The following is a 20,587-nucleotide window of genomic DNA, read 5'->3' on the forward strand; positions in this document are numbered from 1 at the left end:
GAAGAATAGTGGTGAAGAAGTTTCCGACTTAAGCGGTTAGATATATTTTTAGATAAAGAATCCGCAACGAAAGACTTTAGAGGAGAGAGGAAGTGTCGAAGGTGGCTTATCTAGTTTTTAAGGATGGGACAACCTTTGAAGGAGAAGAATTTGGGGATTGGGCGAAGAGCTCCAGCCAATTAGAAGAGCAGGAAGTAGTCTTTAATACATCCATGAGTGGCTATCAAGAAATGGTTACAGATTTATCCTATGCCGGTCAGATACTTGTCCTGACCCAACCTCTCATCGGAAATTATGGCTGGCACCATGAAGAGAATGAAGCTGATAAGACACGCTTGCAGGGACTGATCCTTCGGGAGCTTTCCGAGGGAGAGGGAAGCCTTCACGGAGAGGGATCTTTAGAGGATTATTGTCAACAACATGGGGTTCCAGGCTTAAAGGGAGTGGATACACGGGCTTTGACCAGGTACCTGAGGCAATTTGGAACTCTGCCGGGAGTACTGGTTCATACCAAGAAGGATGGACAGGAGTACTGGGCTAATTCTCATAAACATAGCCCAACAGGGTTAAAAGAGCACTGGGCCTATAAGTCAACGGTTAAGGAGGCCTACGAAATACCGGGATCAGGTCCCTTGATTGCTGTCTTGGATTTTGGAGTGAAGCGAAATATTATTCGCAATCTTCAAGAGAAGGGACTGCGAGTTATGGTTTTCCCCGCTAGGTCGACGGCCGAAGAAATTCTTAAGAATCATCCTAGTGGAGTCGTTATTAGCAATGGCCCCGGAGATCCTGAGGAGTTGCCGGAAGGAGTAGCAACGGTCAGAGGTTTGTATGAAAAGCTGCCCATCCTGGGTATCTGCCTAGGGCATCAACTCTTGGCTCTGGCTGCAGGTGGAAAAACCTATAAACTTCCCTACGGGCATCGTGGTGGAAACCATCCCGTGATTGATATCCGTACAGGAAAAGCGACCATGACCTCTCAAAACCATGGCTATGCGGTGCAGGAAGAATCTTTAGAGGGTTCAGGTTTTGAAGTGACCTTACGCAACCTCAATGATGGAACAGTCGAAGGAATGGAGCATGGGAGTTATCCCATCCTATCCGTACAATTTCATCCAGAAGGTGCTCCAGGACCGGAAGAAAACGCGGAAATCTTTGATCGTTTCAGGGAGCTTGTCGTAAATTATTGTTCATCACGAAAGGGGAGGAGATAGCATGCCCAAGAAGGAGTGGAAAAAGGTTCTGGTGATCGGATCAGGTCCGATTGTGATTGGGCAAGCTGCTGAGTTTGACTACGCAGGCACCCAGGCCTGTCGGGCTCTTCGCGAGGAAGGGGTAGAGGTCATTCTCGTTAATTCCAATCCGGCAACAATTATGACGGATCGCGAAACAGCGGATCGAGTTTATATAGAGCCTTTGACCGTAGAATCTGTGGAACGGATTATTGAGAGGGAGAGGCCTGACGGGTTAATTCCTACCATGGGCGGGCAAACCGGTTTAAACTTAGCCTATCAGCTTGCTAAAAGAGGGGTTTTGGAGCGTTGTGAGGTTGCTTTGATGGGAACCTCGCTAAAGAGCATTGATCAGGCTGAAGATCGAGAGAGTTTTCGGGCTTTAATGAGAGAGCTTGGTGAACCGATTCCAGAGAGTAAGATTGTTTCCCATGTTGATGATGCACTCATATTCGCAGATCAAACTGGATACCCTCTTATTGTAAGGCCCGCTTTTACCTTAGGAGGAACCGGAGGCGGAATTGTCGAAAATGTAGCTGAACTTAAGCAAATTGCAGAAAGTGGGCTGCAGGCAAGTCTTATCGGTCAGATCCTGGTGGAGCGAAGTGTTGCTGGTTGGAAAGAAGTTGAGTTTGAGGTCTTACGAGATGGAGTAGGAAACTGTATTACAATTTGTCATATGGAAAATATGGACCCAGTCGGTATACATACGGGGGATAGCATTGTGGTTGCACCCTGTCAGACCTTAACGGACCGGGAGGTTCAAACCCTGCGCAGTGCATCTTTGCGCATCGTCAATAGCTTGGGGATTGAAGGGGGATGTAATGTCCAGTTTGCATTCCATCCTTCCCAAATGGAATATGTCGTGATTGAGGTCAATCCTCGCTTAAGTCGCTCCAGTGCCTTGGCTTCTAAAGCCACCGGGTATCCAATCGCTAAGGTGGCAGCTAAAATAGCCTTAGGTTATTCGCTGACCGAGCTTAAAAACGCAGTTACTGGAAAAACATCGGCTTGTTTCGAGCCAGCCCTGGACTATGTTGTCGTCAAATTTCCTCGCTGGCCCTTCGATAAATTTACTGATGCAGACCGGCATTTAGGAACTCAAATGAAGGCAACTGGTGAAGTAATGGGTATAGGCCGAAACTTGGAAACTGCACTGCTCAAGGCGATCCGTTCTCTCGATATAAAAGTCTATGGAGTCCGCTTATTTGAACTTGAAGGACTTTCAGACGCAGAACTTAGGACCGCCTGCATAGAACCCGATGATCGTCAGTTGTTCGTTTTTGCTGAAGGCTTAAAGCGCGGTTGGACAGTGGATTGGCTGGTACAAGAGACTGGTTGGAATCGATACTATCTAACAATATTAAAACGTCTGGTTGATGAGACAACAAATTTAGAGAATGCTCCATGGGATAGAAAAGCCTTGCTCCGTGCCAAAGGGCTGGGATTTTCAGATCTAGAGATTGCGTCCCTTTGGAAGAGCACGGAAGATAAGGTACATCAGTTTAGAACAGAGGCTGGCATTCGACCGGTTTTTAAAATGGTCGATACTTGTGCCGGAGAGTTTGAAGCGACAACGCCCTACTTTTATTCAAGCTACGATGTAGAAGATGAAGGGGAAGTTCATAACCTTCCCAAAGTGGTGGTTTTAGGGTCAGGCTCGATCCGGATCGGACAAGGTATTGAATTTGACTACTGTTCTGTACATGCTGTCTTGGCTTTGAGAAAAGCCGGATATGAAAGTATCATTATTAACAACAATCCTGAGACAGTTTCTACAGATTTTGACACGGCGGATCGCCTCTATTTCGAGCCCTTGACCTTAGAGGATGTTTCGGAGATTTTAGATAAAGAACAGCCCGACGGTGTGGTCGTTCAGTTTGGCGGGCAGACAGCGATTGGTTTAGCAAGTGGCTTGGCGAGACGAGGATATACAATTTTGGGTACAACGGTTGAGGATATTGACCGGGCAGAGGAGCGGGGTACCTTTGATCGTGTTCTGCAAGACCTTGGAGCCAAGCGGCCTCGGGGAGAAGGGGCCAGGAATATGGAGCAGGTTAAAGGTATTGCCCAAGAGATAGGATTTCCTTTGGTGGTTCGCCCTTCCTATGTCTTAGGTGGTCGGGCTATGGATATTGTCTATGAAGAGAAGGAACTCGAGCCTGTTATCAAGCGTGCCCTATCAGCCTCCTCGGATCAGGAGATCTGGATGGATCAATATCTCCTCGGAACTGAGGTGGAGGTTGATGCTATCTCGGATGGAGATAACGTTTTTATACCTGGAATTATGGAGCATTTAGAGCGGGCTGGTGTTCATTCAGGGGATTCTATCGCAGTCTATCCGCCTCAAACATTGGACTTAAGTATGCAAGACCGCATCATTGCTTTAACCGAATCCCTGGCACGATCCCTGAAGATCAAAGGGTTACTTAATATACAATATGTAATCTATCACCAAGAACTCTATGTCCTAGAGGTTAATCCTCGCTCAAGCCGTACGGTACCTTTTTTAAGTAAAGTTACTGGGATTCCCATCGTAGACTGGGCGACCCAAGTGATCTTAGGCAAGAAATGGGAAGAGATTGGAATACCTCACGGCCTTTGGCCAATCGGTGATCGGGTTGCGGTCAAAGCACCAGTGTTTTCTTTCTCTAAGCTTCAACGTGTCGAGCCTTCCTTAGGTCCTGAGATGAAATCGACTGGGGAAGTCATGGGAATGGATAGGACCTACGAAAAGGCTCTTTACAAAGCTTTAATGGGAGCGGGACTCACTTTTACAACCTACGGTTCCGTGTTGATAACCTTGGCAGATCGTGATAAAGCGGAAGGGGTGGCTTTAGCTCGACGGTTCGCTGAAATTGGATTCCGAATCTTAGCAACAGAAGGTACGACTCGATATTTAAAGGATGAGGGTCTAAGAGTAGGGACAATTGCCAAGCTGCATGATGGCTCAAATGAAATCATTGATGGCATCCGTAAACAACAAATCCAATACGTTGTCAATACAACAACTCATGGCCGAGTTCAGGAAAGTGACGGTTTCGCCATCCGTCGAGCGGCAGTAGAACATGGAATCCCTTGTTTCACTAGCTTAGATACTGCTGCAGCCCTTCTCCAGGTGCTAGAGAGTATTTCGCCAGGGCTCTTGCCCCTTTAATGCGAGGCTGGATGCACGAAGTTCGATGCAAGTATGAGAGAAGTTATTACAAGAATGATTACAGTCAGAGCAATTGCACAAATGAAATTTAAGTATATAAGTCGCATGCTTGTAGCATGCAAGTCGAGAATCGTCCCAGAACAAACACAAGATATTCGAACCTCGAACGTCGAACTTCGAGCCTCGAATTAAAGGAGGTTGCCATGCTAATCGAAGGACAAGTGGTTATTCACGAACGCTTGGGAGATGAAGATCAAAGGCTTAGGAAATTGGTTTTAAAGGGACCCATTGCCCAAACTGCTAAGGCTGGACAATTCGTAGCAATCCAAGTACAAGACTCTTCGATCTCATCCTTTGATCCTTTGTTGAGACGGCCCATCAGTTTAGCAGGGATCTCTTCTGAGCGTGACGAAATTACTCTGCTCTATCGAATTCAAGGTCGAGGAACGGAAATCTTAGCGAGAGCAAAATGCGGAGATAAACTTAGTGTTATGGGTCCACTTGGAAAGGGTTTTTCTCTACCGGATGAAGGGGAGTTATGGTTGGTTACCGGAGGGATTGGGATATTTCCACTTTATCCCTTAGCCCAAAGTGCGCTAGCTCAAGGTCTGACAGTGCGTTTGTTCTGGGGAGGAGAAAATCAGTCCTTTCTAGAGAGTGCAGGCCTTTCCTCTTGGCAAGGGCTAGGGATACCGATACACTTAAGTACACTTGATGGAAGTCTAGGACAAAAGGGGCTCGTGACTGTGCAGTTAAAAGAGCTGTTAGAAAAGCATGCTATAAGCGGTGGTAAGATAAGGGTGGCTACTTGCGGACCGAAGAAGATGATGCAGGCCGTGACAGATTTGTGTCTGGACTATAAAGTCCCAGTGGAAGTTTCCTTAGAAGAACGAATGGGTTGTGCCGTTGGAGCTTGTTTAGGGTGTGTGGTTACCCTAACTGACGAAGCTGGAACGTTGATTCATAAGAAGGTATGCCAAGATGGGCCTGTTTTTCAAGGGGAGGAGGTTGTCTGGGATGAGTCCTGTTGATTTTACGACACAGCTTGCGGGCATAACATTGAGAAATCCCCTTCTTACGTGCTCAGGAACTTACGGATTTGGAGAGGAGTATACTGCTTATTGTCCTCTTGAAAGTTTAGGAGGAATAACTCTGAAGGGGATTACTCCTTTGCCACGACTTGGTAATCCAGTTCCGAGGTTAGCAGAAACACCGGCAGGGCTGCTTAATGCTGTCGGCTTAGAAAATCCCGGTCTGGATGAATTTGTAAAATCCTATTTACCCAAAGTTCGAATGCTACCCACTGCGGCGATTGCTAATATTTCTGGTTTTTCCCTGGAAGATTATGTACAGTTGGCTAGAGCGTTGCAAAAGGATTCTGGGTTGGCTGCCCTTGAAGTGAATATTTCTTGTCCCAACGTCAAACATGGCGGGATGCATTTTGGCACAGATCCCCAGAGTGCTCAAGAAGTGATTGCGGCGGTGAAGGCAGAAACGGACCTCCCGGTGATTGCCAAGCTTTCACCCAATGTTACAGATATCGTGGGGATGGCACGGGCGGTTCAACTTGGAGGTGCGGATGCCCTATCTCTCATTAATACATTGTTAGGAATGCAAATTGATATCCATCGACAACGTCCAGTCTTAGCCAATACCTTTGGAGGGCTTTCCGGACCTGCGATAAAACCAGTTGCTGTTCGGATGGTTTGGCAAGTTTTTCAAGCGGTTGATTTGCCGATTATTGGAATGGGTGGAATCACCACGTGGCAGGATGCCGTCGAATTTCTGCTTGCAGGGGCGACAGTTGTGAGTATTGGAACGGGGAACTTCGTTAATCCTCAGGCACCTCTGGAGATTCTTAAAGGAATTAATGATTACTGTGCCCAACGCGGATTTGCCTCTGTGCGGGATCTAGTTGGATTAGCGCATAATTGATGAGTATCGTCAGATGGAAATGGAGGGTTATAGTTGGATGTGACATTTAATAATCAGCGCGTCATGGTGGCACTGGATGTCCAGGGGCGTGAGGAGGCTTTAGGCTTAGCAATGGCACTTCAAGGGAGTGGTTGTTGGCTTAAAGTTGGGCTGGAGTTGTACGCTTACACAGGGCCAGTTATGATCCAAGAACTAAAAGCTTTAGGATTCCCCATCTTTCTAGACTTAAAGCTTCACGATATACCCACAACTGTGGAACGGGCAATCCGTGGCTTCGTTCAGTGTGGAGCAGACATGATTAATGTTCATTGCAGTGGTGGGTATGATATGATGGCCAGGGCTGCCCAAGCAGTTCAAGAAGAAGGAAGCAGGCTAAAGAACATACCTAAAGTGATTGGGGTTACAGTCCTTACAAGTATGTCAGAGACTCAATTTAGACAAGAGATGGGGGTTGAACGAGACCTCGGTGAGCATGTTGTAGAACTTGCCAGATTGGCTGAGAAGGCAGGACTCGATGGAGTGGTCGCTTCAGCTAAGGAAGCAAGAGAGATCAGAAAGAATACCAAATCTGACTTTTTGATTGTCACACCAGGAATTCGCCCAGCTTGGAGTGAAGCTCAGGATCAAGCTCGGGTTCTTACGCCTGCCGAGGCATTAGCTGCCGGTAGCTCTTATCTTGTTATCGGGAGACCAATAACCCGCTCAGAGGATCCGCGTCAAGCCTTGAAACGACTTTGGGAGTAAACTCGTTCAATATCGTTGGGATAACGGACTTCCATGGTGTAGTTTACAGGCAGAATTTACACCTCGGACGGATGAAAGACTAGGTCAGTAGAAACGGAGGAATAGAAATAATGACTCAACAATCAAACCACCATAAGATGCCACTTACCACGGAGGAATACCTGGATGTGTTTAAAAAAAGTGAAGCACTATTAGACGGACACTTCCTTTTAACCTCAGGTAAACACAGTGCCCAATACATGCAGTGTGCTCAAGTCCTTCAATATCCGGAACGCGCGGCCATTCTAGCCGAAGGCTTAGCTTCTCAATTCCGTGATATGAACGTCAAAACCGTTATCGGACCAGCGACGGGGGGGATTTTGGTAGCCCACGAAGTTGCCAAAGCTTTAGGAGTCAGGGCTTTGTTTACAGAGCGGGAAAATGGTATCATGCGTCTGCGCAGAGGGTTTACACTTTCCCCAGAGGAACGGGTGTTAGTTGTTGAAGATGTGATCACAACCGGTGGATCTGTTAGGGAAGTTTTGGCAGTCGTTAAGGAATTTGGAGCCACCGCGGTGGGTGTGGGGGTACTTGTTGATCGAACAGGTGGTAAGGTGGATTTTGGGCTGCCCCAGTGTTCAATTATCCAATTAAACATCCAAGCTTTCGAAGCTCAGGAATGTCCGCTTTGTGCACAAGGAATCCCAGCTATAAAACCCGGAAGTCGGAAAATTTAAGGTCGGAAATGAGGAAACAGGCTGGAAGTAATTATTCCCAGCCTGTTTTTTGCGTTTCGAATGAGTGGGATCTATTTTTAAGCGGTAGGATATTTGTATTGTAATACCTGAGACTCCGGACTATTAGGCTCAAGGCCTGATGGCGAAAATGGCTTCATATAGTCTAGATTTCTTTCACTTGACTGGCGTTCAGTTTTTGTGATCGAAGTATCCTGAAATGTATCAGTCTTCGCAAGATATTTAATAACTGCTGAGGTCGATATCCCATACAGCACGTGCTGAATAAATGCAAAGAAGTGGTTCTTGGTCGAGTGAGGCTTAATACTAAAAAGATCCATTCTGTTGCCCAGATTATGCAGTCCTATCCAGGCTAACAAACCTGCAAAGGTACCCTTTATAATAAGAAAATCCTTTCCGGTTTTCTTGAGGAGAGTGGTTATCGCCGCACCAATACTTGCTCCTACAGTTAGATGCATAAGCTCCCCAATGAGAATATTCTTTAAGCTATTGCTGCGTAGGGGATTTATAATCATTGAAGAGGCAAGTTTACCAAACAAAAGTTTTTTTCCCAATAATAAATTAACTAGTTCGATTACAATGGAACCTACTGCTCCACTGATAAGCCCGACGATTAGATAATCTTTAACTGATTTAGTTTTGCTAATTTGATTAAGACCGTTAAGTATTCTTGAAAACCCATTAGAGTTCATAGTTTCTTCCTCCTTTAGGATGATTACTCTTTTATGTTACCCCATTAAGGTTCGGATAATTTATAACTAACATAACTTATTTGAAAACACTAATAACAAGGAATTCACAAGGTGTCACACTCTGAAAGTATTTCCTTGTCCCTGAGAATTGATTAAAAATGGATATCCGTAAAAACCACCACAGAAACGTCTATTTATTACCATTAAGACGGACAGCATTTGTAGCAAATATACGGTACAATGTTAAAAGGAACTTCTATAACAATATCATTTCACTGGGGGATTCGAGTAAACTCATGAGGTGTTAGAATTGATGGCGAATCAATTATTATTACAACTATTAATAAAGATTACTGATGCAGTTGAAAAGAGGACGTCTGAAGAAATTCCAGAGAAGGTATTTGAGTATTTCTCAAGTACATTGGGCGCAGATGCTTGTGCACTCTATCTCCAGAAGCTTGAACATATCGTATTAGTCGGGCAAATGAATGCAGATGCAGATTTCAGCTTTGCTGATGTTTGGGGAGGAGAGGTCCTCCCTTCTAAGTTGGCTGGTTATGAGGATCAGGAGTCAATTAATCAAATTTTTCCGGAAGCGCCCTGGCAGAGTTGTTTTTTCTTGCCCATCAAAGTAGGAGAGAAGCTAATTGGAGTTTTGGTGGCAGGATGGCAACAGTATGTCCCGTTAGATAGTTGGATTGAAAAGAATCTGAGCATATTGCAGTGCATTGGCCATTTGTTGGGAAATAGTTTGTACGCCGAGACAGAAATACAGCGTCTGAAATTGCGGGAGGGCACTCTGGAACGGATTTGCAAACAGGCAATTGATGAACTGGAAAACAATAAGAAACAGCTGTCCCGGGAATTGCATGACGAGGTGGGACAAGCTATGACTTCGATTTTGCTTCAATTAAAGCTATTACAGCAGGAACAGGACCTTGAGCTGATTCATGATCGATTGGGTGGGCTCCGCTATATCACCCAACAAACTATCGAGGATGTGCGGCGGATATCCATGAATCTGCGTCCGGCTGTGTTGGAAAATTTGGGATTGGTACCCGCGTTAGATTGGTATATTGAAGACTATCGTCGTTATTCTGGGATTACAACGGACTTTTCCAGTCCCAGGATCAAAGAACGGCTCCCGGGTGAGATAGAAATAATAATCTATCGGGCGGTCCAAGAAAGCCTAACGAATGTAGCTCGTCATGCCAAGGCAAGCCATGTTTTTGTCACACTGAATTATAACGAAGGTTGTCTTGAACTGCAGGTTGCTGATAATGGCAAAGGGATGAATCTAGGAGATGTAAATAGCGGACTAGGCTTGCTGGGTATGGAGGAACGTGTAAAGCTTGCTAGAGGAGAATTCACTATAAAAAGCAAGCCAGAGCAAGGGACTACGATCTTGATGACACTACCTTTGACTAAGGAGAGCAGAAATGATGGATAAAATTCGTGTTTTTCTGACAGATGATCATACACTTCTGCGTAATGCTTTATGTATGCTGCTGCAGGGAGAAAAGGATATAGAAGTCGTCGGGGAAGCAGGCAATGGCGCAGGCGCCGTTCGAGGCGTTTTAGAGGAGAAGCCCGATGTAGTGCTAATGGATATTTCGTTGCCTGATTTCGACGGTGTAGAGGCTACCCATAAAATATTAGAAGTACTGCCTCAAACTAAGGTTATAGCTGTTACCATGCACATGGAAGACGTCTATCTATTGAAGTTTCTGAATGCCGGCGGCATGGGGTATGTGCACAAATCGGCGGCAGATCGGGATTTGCTAAAGGCCATTCAAACGGTTATGAATGGAGAGGTTTTCTTGAGTTCCGTAGGTGTCCAGGTGATGGCACGCCAATATTGCAGTACAGAAAGTGTCTCGGAGATAAAGCCTGATATCTTGTCGGAAAGGGAGCGGCAGGTGCTTCAATTACTTGCTCGCGGCTTTACCTCCAAGGAAATTGGTGAAAAACTATATTTATCTCCACGTACTATAGAGACCTACCGGGAACGAATTACCGTCAAATTGAAATTAGAACATCGGTCTGATTTGGTGGATTATGCTATCCGTTATAAATTACTGGGACAGTAGTGCTTTTTACTGACACTGCTGTCGTTTTTTTAGCGGGTTATTCTCAACGTAATCTAGGCTTATTCCCGACAGATTAAAGGGGATGCAACATATAGAATAAAATTAACTTGTGCATTTAAGCGCAAAGGAGCTGTTTTGGTTGGACAATTTAAGTAGTATTAGTAAGGCTGAGGTAGAGTTTTTAACGGTTGTTGTTGCTATTCCCCATCTTTGGTTACGGCAGGTGGTAGCAAGAATTTTTGCTTCTGCTAAGGTGGATTGCGTCTGTGTAGATAGTATCGCGGAATTATATCAGATCAGCGATAGAAAAAAGGCTAGGCTGGCTATCGTAGATGTTTTTTCGTACTCACAATACTATCGGGAGATTTTTACGCGGATTAAGGAAAAGAACTCAGGACTGTCCATCGTAGCCCTGGTGTCCACAAGCAACACCGGTTATCAGTACGAGTTAACTACCGCAGGAGCCAGTGCTGTCGTGGTCAAGGAAAACGCAGATGAACAATTGTTTCCTGCTCTGGTTCAGGTATTGCGGGACAGAAAACTCAACGAGGCCGTCGCTCGCTTAATGGAGAACCAAAAACAGTTTATGACTCTAATGAAAGTGAGGGAAAATGGAATGGAAAAGGAAGAGCAAAACGTTGCACTTAATTCTAATTTGTCCCGCCGTACCTTTTTAAAGGCTTCGGCAGCTACTGCTGTAGCCACAGGTGCAGTAGCGGCAAATCCTTGGGGTTCTGGGATGAAAGCATTAGCGACAGGAGACGAAAGTACGACGGCCTCAAGTGAAGAGACGTTGGTGATTTCACCATGTCGTTCTAACTGTTTCCAAAGTTGTCTTTTAAACGCCCATGTCCGGGATGGTAAATTAACCAAAACAACCCCTGCACCTTACCCGGATAGCATCTATACCGGGAGCTGTTTGAAGGGCTTATCTCATGTGCAAAGGACCTATAGTCCCACTCGAATCAAGTACCCTATGCGTCGAGTCGGTGAACGGGGTGAAGATAAATGGGAAAGAATTTCTTGGGATGAGGCTATTAGTGAAATCGCTGAAAAGTTTATGGCTATCCAAGCAAACTATGGTCCCAAAGCCCTGGCCTTTGATGTCGGATCCGGAAATTATGGTGTTGTCCATGGGTGCTTGGGTATCTTTAACAGGCTAACTAATTCTATCGGCTGTACCAAATTAAATGTATGTTATGACCAAGCAACAGGGTATGGCGCTGACCGTGTTATAGGCGGCAGCGTTTGGCTATGGGGTAATGAACCGCGCACTATGATGGATTCAAAAACTATTATTGTCTGGGGTTCTAATCCGGTATACTCTCAGCCACAAAATTGGCGCATTCTGAAAGAAGCTCAGAAAAAGGGTGCAAAAATTATCACCATTGATCCAATATACTCAGCTACTGCCAATAAATCCGATGAATACATTCCCATTGTTCCGGGTTCGGATTTAATGCTGGTACTTGCTATGTTGAATCATATTATTAATAAAAATTTAATCAATATCCCATTTATGAAAAAGAGAAGTACAGCACCTTTTCTTGTTCGTAAAGATAATGGAAAAATATTGCGAAAGAGTGATTTTGTTGCCAATCTTCCCCCAGCAGAAGATGATTATTATGTATGGGATAGTGTTGCCAATGCAGCTGCCTTGTTAAAAGAAGGTCCCCTAGATGTAGCCATTGAAGGCACATACACAATTCAAGGAGTAGAGGTGGAGACCACCTTTAGCCTTCTTAAGAAACAAATGCAGGAGTACACCGTTGAGAAAGCCAGTAAATACACCAAGATTCCTGTCGAGAAAATCGAGAAATTAGTACAAGCTTATGTTTCAGGACCGACCCAGATCTATACAAATTATGGTATTGATCACTATCAAAACGGTCATTTATGGTCATTTGCTGCCTTCATGATGGCTTCTGTAACAGGGAATATTGGGGTAAAGGGCGCAGGTTTCACGGGATTATTTGTGCAAAGTACCCCCCTTAATTACGTTGGTATGTTTGTTACTAACGGCAAAATGGCTAGTTCAACACTTCCCCACACGGAGTTTTATAAAGTAGTGAGAGATCAGGCTCTGGAAGGAAAACCCTATCCTATCAAAGCTATGTACACCACTTCTTCTAATTCAATGAGCAACTTTGCACAACAGAAAACATGGCTTACAGATGTTTTGCCGAATCTTGAGTTTACAGTTGTCGTGGATACTGAGCTTACGGATACTGCTCGCTATGCAGATATCGTATTACCTGCTTCCTTCTGGTTTGAAGTCAATGACCTTCGTGTGAACTATAACAACCCGTACGTTACGATGCAGGAAAAAGCCATTGAGCCCTTGTACGAAAGCAAGCCGGATGCAGATATTATCGCCATGATTGGTCGGAAAATGGGTTTGGAAAAATTCTTTCCCGAAAACATGGACGACACAGCGTGGATTAAAGTTCTATTAAATTCTGACGCCTTACGCAAAATGAATATTACTTACGAGAGACTTAAAAAAGAAAAAGCAATTCGAGCAACAGGAAGTGCCGAAAAACCATTTATCCGCGGCGAAGAGTTCTTTAATACGCCCAGCGGCAGAGCGCAGCTCTATTGTGAAAATCCCTTGCCCCGTGTTAATTATGGACAGAATTTAAAGGGTATTACGGAAAAGGAACGACTACCCTACTTTAAAGCACCTGGGGAAGCATGGAGCGAAAATCCGTTGTATTCCAAATATCCGCTGGTATTTATTCAGGAACACGCCAGGTACCGTACCCATACTCAGTGGTACAATGTGCCTTTGTTACGAGAAATTGACCCTGAGCCTCTAGCCAAAATCAGCCGTGCAGATGCAGAAGCCCGGGGGATTAAGACCGGAGATATCGTAGAAGTATTTAATGATCGCGGCAAGGCGGTACTAAAAGCCGAAGTCAATGATGCCATTTGTGCTGGTGTTCTCAGTATTCCAAAAGGCTGGCAGCGAGAACAATTCATCGAAGGTGGTTTTCAAGAGTTAACCAACGCTGCTTCAGATCCCATGGCTGTCAATTTCGCATTCTTTGATTGTTTAGTGGACGTTAAAAAAAGATAAGGAGGTATTGAAATCATGCGTTATGCAATGGCGATAGATCTAGATCGTTGTACAGGTTGCCATGCCTGCTCGGTGGCTTGCAAAGTCGAAAACAACCTACCGGACGGTATTTTTTGGAATAGAATTTTAACCGCAGGTGGTAAGAGTATGGATACGCCATCAGGAACATTTCCTAATTTGAGTATGCAGTTCTTGCCCGTAAATTGTCAGCATTGCGAGAATCCTGCGTGTGTGAAGGCTTGCCCAGTAAAGGCAACATATAAGCGAAAAGAAGATGGTATTGTGATACAGAACTATGATAAATGCATTGGCTGCCGTTATTGTATGGTGGCTTGTCCATATGCTAGTGTTCGTCAGTTTAACTGGAAAAAGCCTGAATATGCTATAGATGTAGCTATGGGCGACGCTGCAATTACACCTCATCAGTATAATACAGTAGAAAAATGCACGTTTTGTACTCATCGATTGGCACAAGGCTTGAAACCAGCCTGTATTGATACTTGTCCGAATCGGGCCCGAATTTTTGGTGACATCGATGACCCGAACAGTGAAGTAAGCCAAGCTATCCAAGGACGCAGTTATTTCCATTTGCTCGAAGAAAAAGGCACTAAGCCGTCTATCTTCTACTTAACGTAAAGGGGTGGGAACATGGCAGTTGTAACAAACACTAAAAAAACTAGTGCAACAAATTTGTGGACAATGATTTTTGCTGTCTTTGCTGTCCTTGGAGCAGTTTGCTGGGTCTTACAACTCACAAGGGGCTTGCAGATGACCAACTTAGATACTAATAATATGTGGGGACTCTATATTGTTGGCTTTATGATTTTTACGGGGATTGCTGCTGGGAGTCTGCTTTTTTCAGCGGTGCCTTACCTTTTTAAACTCGAAGAATTTAAGCCCTATACTCGGATCGCCTCCTATCTGGGGGCCGTAGCCAGTATTGTAGCTGCGTCCCTGTTCATCATCGTTGACATTGGAAATCCTGAACGGGTTTGGTTGTTTATCACCAGCGGGAATTGGACTTCACCGATGTTTTGGGATTTCATCATGCTGTCTTCGTATATGGTGATTTCCATTATCTTTACCCGTAAGCTCATTTTACTTAATGAAGGCAAAATTGAAGAAAAAGGGGTAAAAGGGATAGCTGTGGTTGCTTTTGTTGCGGGTATTCTCGTAACGGTAACGTCATTCGTATTCAGTTTCCAAGTGGCCAGACCCCTGTGGAATACTCCCGCACAGCCTTTGTCGTTCTTAATGGCTGCATTAGTAGCTGCTCTAGCGGTACTGATGATTCTAAGCCATATTCTGAATAAGAGCGGTTATGTTAAGATGCCGATTGGTCTACTAGCTAAGATGGGTAAACTGACGGCCCTGCTGCTTTGCATCGAGCTCATTATAGTAATTACAGAAATATTGATTGGTCTTTACCCAGGTAGCGGAGAAGATTATGCAGCCTTCATATGGTTGGTCACAGGAAAAGGGGCCGTTGGTTTCTGGTTAATGATGGTCGCTCTTGTCACTGCGATTGTTCTTTTAGCTAAACAAGGAACCTTACCGAAGGTAGGTCTTCTTTTAGGCGGTGCGATAATCGCTCTTATAGCAATCTATCTCATTAAATCTAATCTGCTTCAGGCCCAATTATTCAATCCATTGATTACCTTGCCGGGAACACCTGTTTATGGCGAGACAACAGGACCCTATGTTCCTTCTCTGCTTGAAATCGGGTTGTCTTTAGGAATCGTATCCTTAGGGGCACTCCTATTGAATTTGGGATTTGGTAAACTTAACCTTGGGACAACTGCCAATACACGAAAGCTGTAGTGTATCTCAGCGTTCGGTACAAATGTATACGGTAGAACTGGGGCTTTACAGCTCACCTTAAACTGAGTTGTAAAGTCTCCTTTTCAATAAATCAGGTATTTGAAGAAGAATACAATTTCAGTGACAGATCGATCTTTGTGATATAGGATTTTTATAACTTAATACATTAGGAGTTAATGAAAAGGAGAAACAATGAATACTATCCAAGAACAAAAAGTGAAAGAGGCCTGTGCAACCTCAGATTTCTTTCAACTATTATCTATTTCCTTACGTCTCCCTACCACAGAACTGGCAGAAGCACTCCTCGATGGTAGTTTCCGACAGGACGGGATCAACATTCTAGAGGAACTTTCCTGCAGTCAAGAAGATTTATCGTTAGTTAGTGAAGCCTTGGATTCAATGAAAGGAAGCAAAGAGGATGCAACCCTGCTCTTTAGTGAGATGCGTCGAGAATATACCCGGCTTTTTGATGATCCCAAGCAGCCTGCTTTAAATATTTATGAGACACTTTTTCTTCACAATCCCGAAAATAGTCAGGGAGCCATGCTGTTTATGAGCCCGACGGCCCTTGATGTGGAGCGCTGTTATCGAGAGGCGGGGGTTAGTTTAGTTCGACAATCTGCTGAACCGGCTGACCATATGGCAACAGAACTGGAATTCATGATGTATTTATATGGTAAGAAGGGTCAGGCCTTGAAAGAGGAGAACAATGAGGCATTGGAAAAAATAGAGCAGCAGATCCAGCAATTCGAAGGGATGCATCTCAAAAAGTGGTGCGTAGAATTTTTCAACGGTCTGCATACCGAATCGACGAGCACTTCTTATCAAGCTTTGGCAAAATTGGCGAAGACAGGTTTAGGTCTCATCTAAGGACTTAGCGTCGCTTATCATCCTGAACAATAAAGATTCCCTGCGTTTAACGGTAAGGTAAAGTTTCTCATCGGATAAGATAAAGGCTAATTCTCGGAGTAAAGGAAAAAGGAGTGGAAGCATGCTTTTTACTAAAGGTTCACATGTGCAAGTTGAGACAAATAGGTGTTTGAACCAACAACATAATGGTGTGGAATGCAGCCATTGTGTTTCCCATTGTCCAGGACAAGCCTTAATTCTGTATAGTCATCAGATTTTCTTAGATAAGGAAAAGTGTTTGGGTTGCGGCCTGTGTTTTTCAGATTGTCCCACTCAGGTTTTCGGATCACAGCAATGGGATGAAACAACTATTAGCACTGAGGTAAAAGACCAAGGAGCAAGAGAAACACAATTTTTTTGTGGGTACCATGAAACGCCTTTCCTTAGCAAAGAAGAAAAAGAGAAAGGGGCAGTGCAGATTCCGACATGCCTTAGCAGTATTTCGAAAGGGACTTGGTATGAGCTGGGTCTGCAGACAGCCGTAGAACTACGTTTAGATGAATGTTATGAATGTCCAATGAAAAATTGTGTCGATAGAATGAAGTTATCGGTAGAAACCGCAATGGAATGGTTAAGCGCTTCAGGTCATACCCCTGACTTCTCTTGTATCTATACAGCAGAAAAAGCGAAAATGAAGAAGAAGTTTCAAGCAGTTTCCACGGGCTTGAAAATAACTTCACGTCGGGATTTGTTTTTATCCTTAGTCGGACGCAGGAAAGAGGCAGAACTTCCGACCAAGACTGAAAGAGAAACCTTTACGTGTTCTGATGAGATGAAGAAAAAGAAGAGAGGAAATAATTTGCCGGATTGGCAAAAGCGTTTAGAGGAAAGTTATTCTAATCACTTTCGAGAGGGTGGTAGTCCTGCCTTTTGGCCTACTCTTCAAATGAGTACTGGCTGTGTTAATTGCGGTATGTGCAGCAAATATTGCCCTACTCAGGCTTTACGAATTACAGTGAAAGATAAGCAAAGCACTCATTTATTTACCAGTGGTTATTGCTTGGATTGTCGGATCTGTATGTTGTCTTGTCCGACCCAAAGTATTATCCGAGATCGTCAGCCTATCTCCAATCCCTTTGAAGTTAAGAATATCTACAAAGCCCCCGTGGCTAAATGTAAACGCTGTGAGTCTTATACGATTGTGAACGATCAAAACTTATGCTTTTGGTGTGAAAAAGAGCCGGCGGATGTCGATTTGCTGTCCGATGTGCGGAGACGATTATTTGAACAGAACGTATGAAAATGGGATATAATAATTTTCTGGAAAGAAAGAGTAAACCTTTAATTATTATTGTCGCCTGCTGTTTGCTCCTTTTAACGTCTATTTACCAGCAAATAAACAACAAACAGGATATCTTAAGCCTATTGCAGCAAGGAGAGCCAGCTACTGCTCATTTTAAAGAAGTCAAAGGAATTTACAAAACTTATGAATTGATCGATGAAAACGGTAATTTTTTAAGCTATGCTGTCATATCTAGCGCCTCTGGTTATGGGGGTCCAATAACCATGCTAACTTCGGTGAGCAGAGAAGGGACCATCCTTAGTGTTGTGTTAATCGAAAACTCCGAAACCCCTCTCTATCTAAAGAAAGTAATTTCAGCGGGGTATCCCGAGAATCTACATGGCAAGGAAATTACCCAACCCTTAAAAAACCATAAAGATATTGATGTAGTTAGCGGAGCCACCCAGACCACTCAGGGGATTTTACTAGCCGTGGAAAAAGGGATTTACCAAGTGGGGCAAACCCAATTAGGTTTATCCGTTCCGACTCTAAAAACTTATCATTTTCAATGGCAGGACGGATTAACTGTCCTCTTACTATTCTTAGCAATTGTAGCAGCCAACCGAAATCTTAGAAAGGTAAGACCTTGGTTATTAGTCGCATCTGTCGTTGTACTAGGATTTATGGCTAATACTTCGTTAACTATTGGTAATTTTATGAGTATCATGTTATTAAAAATGCCGTCCGTTATTGAGCGCCCTGCTTGGTATCTATTGGTGGTTGGGATACTAGCTATTACATTGCTCTGGAGAAAGAATTTCTATTGTTATTGGCTTTGCCCCTTCGGGGCTGTTCAGGAAGGAACTTACAAAGCTTTGAACTTGGTTAGTTATCAACCGAATCCCATAATCATCGTCAAAGCCCGAAAGAGTCGCTGGCTTTTCCTTTGGTTAGCAGCCATGTTAGCGCTTTTATTTAATAATCCGGGAATTGCCAGTTATGAACCTTTCATAGTATTTTTCAGTGGAGATGGTAATACTGCTCAATGGATTATTATGGGCCTAATCTTGCTGTTTTCAATTTTGATCTTACGCTTTTGGTGCCGGTGTTTTTGTCCAGTCGGAGCGTTCTTGGATTTTCTTGCACAGTATAAAAGAAAAAGTAAGAAGTTATTGCTCAATAAACCCGTCTCAGAAGAGCCTTTAAAATCAACATTGGGCTCTTTTGATAAGCTGGTCGCTTGCACTATTCTCGCAATTTGTATATTGATTTTGGGAGCATTGCTTAAAAATAGTGGAGTATTTTGAGGTTTTTGCAGAAAGTTGTTACACTCTGAAAGTATCTAAAACCGTAACAGTTTGATATACTTTAGTTTGTATCAAATTAGTGAAGGTGATTGATCATGAAAAAGGTAATCCTATTTGTGGTGGACTCCCTTCACCCGTCGGTCTTGGGGAGGATTCTTTCAGAAGGGAATGCCCCTGCTTTTCGTTTTCTAGTTAAACACGGATCCTATATTGATCGTGTTGTATCCTGTTTTCCAACCATGACTCCAGTTGCTACAAGTTCTATGATCACTGGAACATGGCCTAATCAGCATGGGGTTCCAGGGTTTATTTGGTACAATGATGAGCTGCGTAAAGTTGTAGATTATGGAGCAACTTGGCAAAGTATCCTTAAAATTGGTTTAGAAAATGTTCTTCGCAACTTACTACATAAATTAAATGAAGATCACCTTAATCCAGCAATTCCGACTCTGTATGAACAACTAGAAGCGGGCGGTTTTAGTACGGGGAATATCAATTTTTTTATGCATCGAGCCAAGTACTCTTACCAGGCGAGAGTGCCGTTTTCGCTGGCCTTAGGTACTGGTTTTCGTCTGCATCAGGAAGGAGTTTCGGGCCCATCCCTCTTAACCTTAGGTCAACTGATTCATCCGCCTTTTTCTGGACGTAAAAAAGCCTACCCGAGAGGACCATTTAATCGCTTTGGGTTTAATGATATATTTTCTGGAAGAATTGCAGCGCAACTTGTCCGAGAAGGACAACAGCCAGACTTTATGGTTGTTTATTTTCCGGATAATGATAAATACTCCCATCAGCATGGCCCTTTGCGCTCGGGGTTTTCAATTGAGCGTGCTGACCAACAAGTAGCCTCGGTCCTAGATGAGTTCGGTTCTTGGGAAAAGGCGTTAGAGGAAAGCGTTATTATTGTTACTGGGGATCATTCTCAGTCCACAGTTGGATTAGGAAAAGAGTACCTGATTGATTTAGATCGTGCTTTAGCGTCGTTTAAGCGCTTAAAAGCTACGGAAGAAGTAAGTGTCGAAGATAGAAAGCATGAGATAGCCATTTGTCCGAATGAAAGGATGGCCTTTATTTATCTTCTTCAGAGAGATCAAGAGATTTTGCCTGAGGTAGTCGGCATATTGGCCAAAGATCCTCGTAACGCTCAGATCAGCTGGAAAGTCTCTGAAACTACATTTTGTATTGTTCAAGGTGGAACAGAAAAAGAACTTTACGTTTCTCGCACAGGACCTTATCAAGACGTTTACGGTCAAAGCTGGTCCTATGAAGGAGATTTATCTGTGGTTGATGCCCAAGTAAAAGGCGAACAGTTAATTGAATTTGGGAAGTTTCCTGATGCCTTTAATCGACTGATTTCAGCTCTTGAAGCGCGAAGTGGGAGTCGGATTGCAGTTTCAGCTGCCTCGGGATATGAATATTTTGCTGTCGGCGCACCCATTCATCCGGGCGGAGGCAGCCATGGCTCTCTAGAGGAAGAAGATTCTACGGTGCCGATGATTGTTGCCGGTATGCCCATTAAGTTAGAACATGCGAGAATTATTGACCTTTGTCCCATGATTCTAAGACATTTTGGGTTATAGGATTTTAAGAACCAAACAACTACATACTACCCCACACTATGCAGAAACAGTTCCTGTACTCTTAGAGTATGGGGATTTTTTATAT

General features: G+C 43.9%; 16 protein-coding genes. 15 read left to right on the top strand and 1 reads right to left on the bottom strand.

From position 1 onward, the window contains the following. Positions 1-101 precede the first annotated feature (101 nt). From carA to pyrE, 6 genes are all read left to right on the top strand, one after another. A complete protein-coding gene (carA, locus tag HGJ98_RS17080) occupies positions 102-1,214 on the top strand; it encodes a glutamine-hydrolyzing carbamoyl-phosphate synthase small subunit (RefSeq protein WP_291353126.1) in 1,113 nt (370 codons plus the stop codon). Position 1,215: 1 nt separating this feature from the next. After that, on the top strand, positions 1,216-4,389 hold the full coding sequence (gene carB, locus HGJ98_RS17085) for a carbamoyl-phosphate synthase large subunit (RefSeq protein WP_291352898.1): 3,174 nt from the start codon (positions 1,216-1,218) through the stop codon (positions 4,387-4,389). A 203-nt stretch (positions 4,390-4,592) separates the two neighbouring features. Then, entirely contained in the window at positions 4,593-5,420 is an 828-nt protein-coding gene (locus tag HGJ98_RS17090) for a dihydroorotate dehydrogenase electron transfer subunit (RefSeq protein ID WP_291352899.1), read from the top strand. Then, positions 5,407-6,324: a dihydroorotate dehydrogenase gene (locus HGJ98_RS17095; protein ID WP_291352900.1), complete on the top strand. Its 918-nt coding sequence runs from the start codon at positions 5,407-5,409 to the stop codon at positions 6,322-6,324. Before HGJ98_RS17090 ends, HGJ98_RS17095 begins: the two co-directional genes overlap by 14 nt. Before the next feature lie 33 nt (positions 6,325-6,357). Continuing rightward, entirely contained in the window at positions 6,358-7,068 is a 711-nt protein-coding gene (gene pyrF / locus HGJ98_RS17100; RefSeq protein WP_291352901.1) for an orotidine-5'-phosphate decarboxylase, read from the top strand. A gap of 110 nt (positions 7,069-7,178) precedes the next feature. After that, positions 7,179-7,784, top strand: coding sequence for an orotate phosphoribosyltransferase (gene pyrE / locus HGJ98_RS17105; protein WP_291352902.1), 606 nt, complete (start codon positions 7,179-7,181; stop codon positions 7,782-7,784). A gap of 77 nt (positions 7,785-7,861) precedes the next feature. Here pyrE and HGJ98_RS17110 read toward each other — a convergent pair whose 3' ends face one another. After that, positions 7,862-8,494 carry a hypothetical protein gene (locus HGJ98_RS17110; protein ID WP_291352903.1) on the bottom strand — a complete coding sequence of 211 codons (633 nt, stop codon included), beginning with the start codon at positions 8,492-8,494 and terminating at the stop codon, positions 7,862-7,864. Between the two features lie 313 nt (positions 8,495-8,807). On the opposite strand from HGJ98_RS17110, the gene HGJ98_RS17115 reads away from it, so the two are divergent. The 9 genes from HGJ98_RS17115 (at position 8,808) to HGJ98_RS17155 (ending at position 20,502) form a co-directional block, all read left to right on the top strand. Beyond that, the gene (locus tag HGJ98_RS17115) at positions 8,808-9,944 is read left to right on the top strand and encodes a sensor histidine kinase (protein WP_291352904.1); all 1,137 of its coding nucleotides are present in this window, start codon (positions 8,808-8,810) and stop codon (positions 9,942-9,944) included. Continuing rightward, positions 9,937-10,584, top strand: coding sequence for a response regulator (locus HGJ98_RS17120; RefSeq protein ID WP_367142742.1), 648 nt, complete (start codon positions 9,937-9,939; stop codon positions 10,582-10,584). Before HGJ98_RS17115 ends, HGJ98_RS17120 begins: the two co-directional genes overlap by 8 nt. A 139-nt stretch (positions 10,585-10,723) precedes the next feature. Next, the gene (locus HGJ98_RS17125) at positions 10,724-13,663 is read left to right on the top strand and encodes a molybdopterin-dependent oxidoreductase (RefSeq protein ID WP_291352906.1); all 2,940 of its coding nucleotides are present in this window, start codon (positions 10,724-10,726) and stop codon (positions 13,661-13,663) included. Positions 13,664-13,678: 15 nt separating this feature from the next. Beyond that, on the top strand, positions 13,679-14,299 hold the full coding sequence (locus HGJ98_RS17130) for a 4Fe-4S dicluster domain-containing protein (protein ID WP_291352907.1): 621 nt from the start codon (positions 13,679-13,681) through the stop codon (positions 14,297-14,299). Positions 14,300-14,311: 12 nt separating this feature from the next. After that, positions 14,312-15,484 (top strand): NrfD/PsrC family molybdoenzyme membrane anchor subunit, encoded by a 1,173-nt coding sequence (gene nrfD / locus HGJ98_RS17135; RefSeq protein WP_291352908.1) that lies wholly within the window; start codon positions 14,312-14,314, stop codon positions 15,482-15,484. A gap of 192 nt (positions 15,485-15,676) precedes the next feature. Beyond that, the gene (locus HGJ98_RS17140; RefSeq protein WP_291352909.1) at positions 15,677-16,354 is read left to right on the top strand and encodes a molecular chaperone; all 678 of its coding nucleotides are present in this window, start codon (positions 15,677-15,679) and stop codon (positions 16,352-16,354) included. Positions 16,355-16,475: 121 nt separating this feature from the next. Continuing rightward, positions 16,476-17,633, top strand: coding sequence for a 4Fe-4S binding protein (locus HGJ98_RS17145; protein ID WP_291352910.1), 1,158 nt, complete (start codon positions 16,476-16,478; stop codon positions 17,631-17,633). Next, entirely contained in the window at positions 17,630-18,922 is a 1,293-nt protein-coding gene (locus HGJ98_RS17150; RefSeq protein WP_291352911.1) for a 4Fe-4S binding protein, read from the top strand. The genes HGJ98_RS17145 and HGJ98_RS17150 overlap by 4 nt, the downstream gene beginning before the upstream one ends. Positions 18,923-19,017: 95 nt before the next feature. Continuing rightward, complete coding sequence (locus HGJ98_RS17155; RefSeq protein ID WP_291352912.1) at positions 19,018-20,502, top strand: alkaline phosphatase family protein; 1,485 nt, start codon at positions 19,018-19,020, stop codon at positions 20,500-20,502. The last annotated feature ends 85 nt before the right edge of the window (positions 20,503-20,587 follow it).

The sequence above is a fragment of the Desulfosporosinus sp. genome (genome assembly GCF_014237355.1).
GTDB lineage: Bacteria > Bacillota > Desulfitobacteriia > Desulfitobacteriales > Desulfitobacteriaceae > Desulfosporosinus.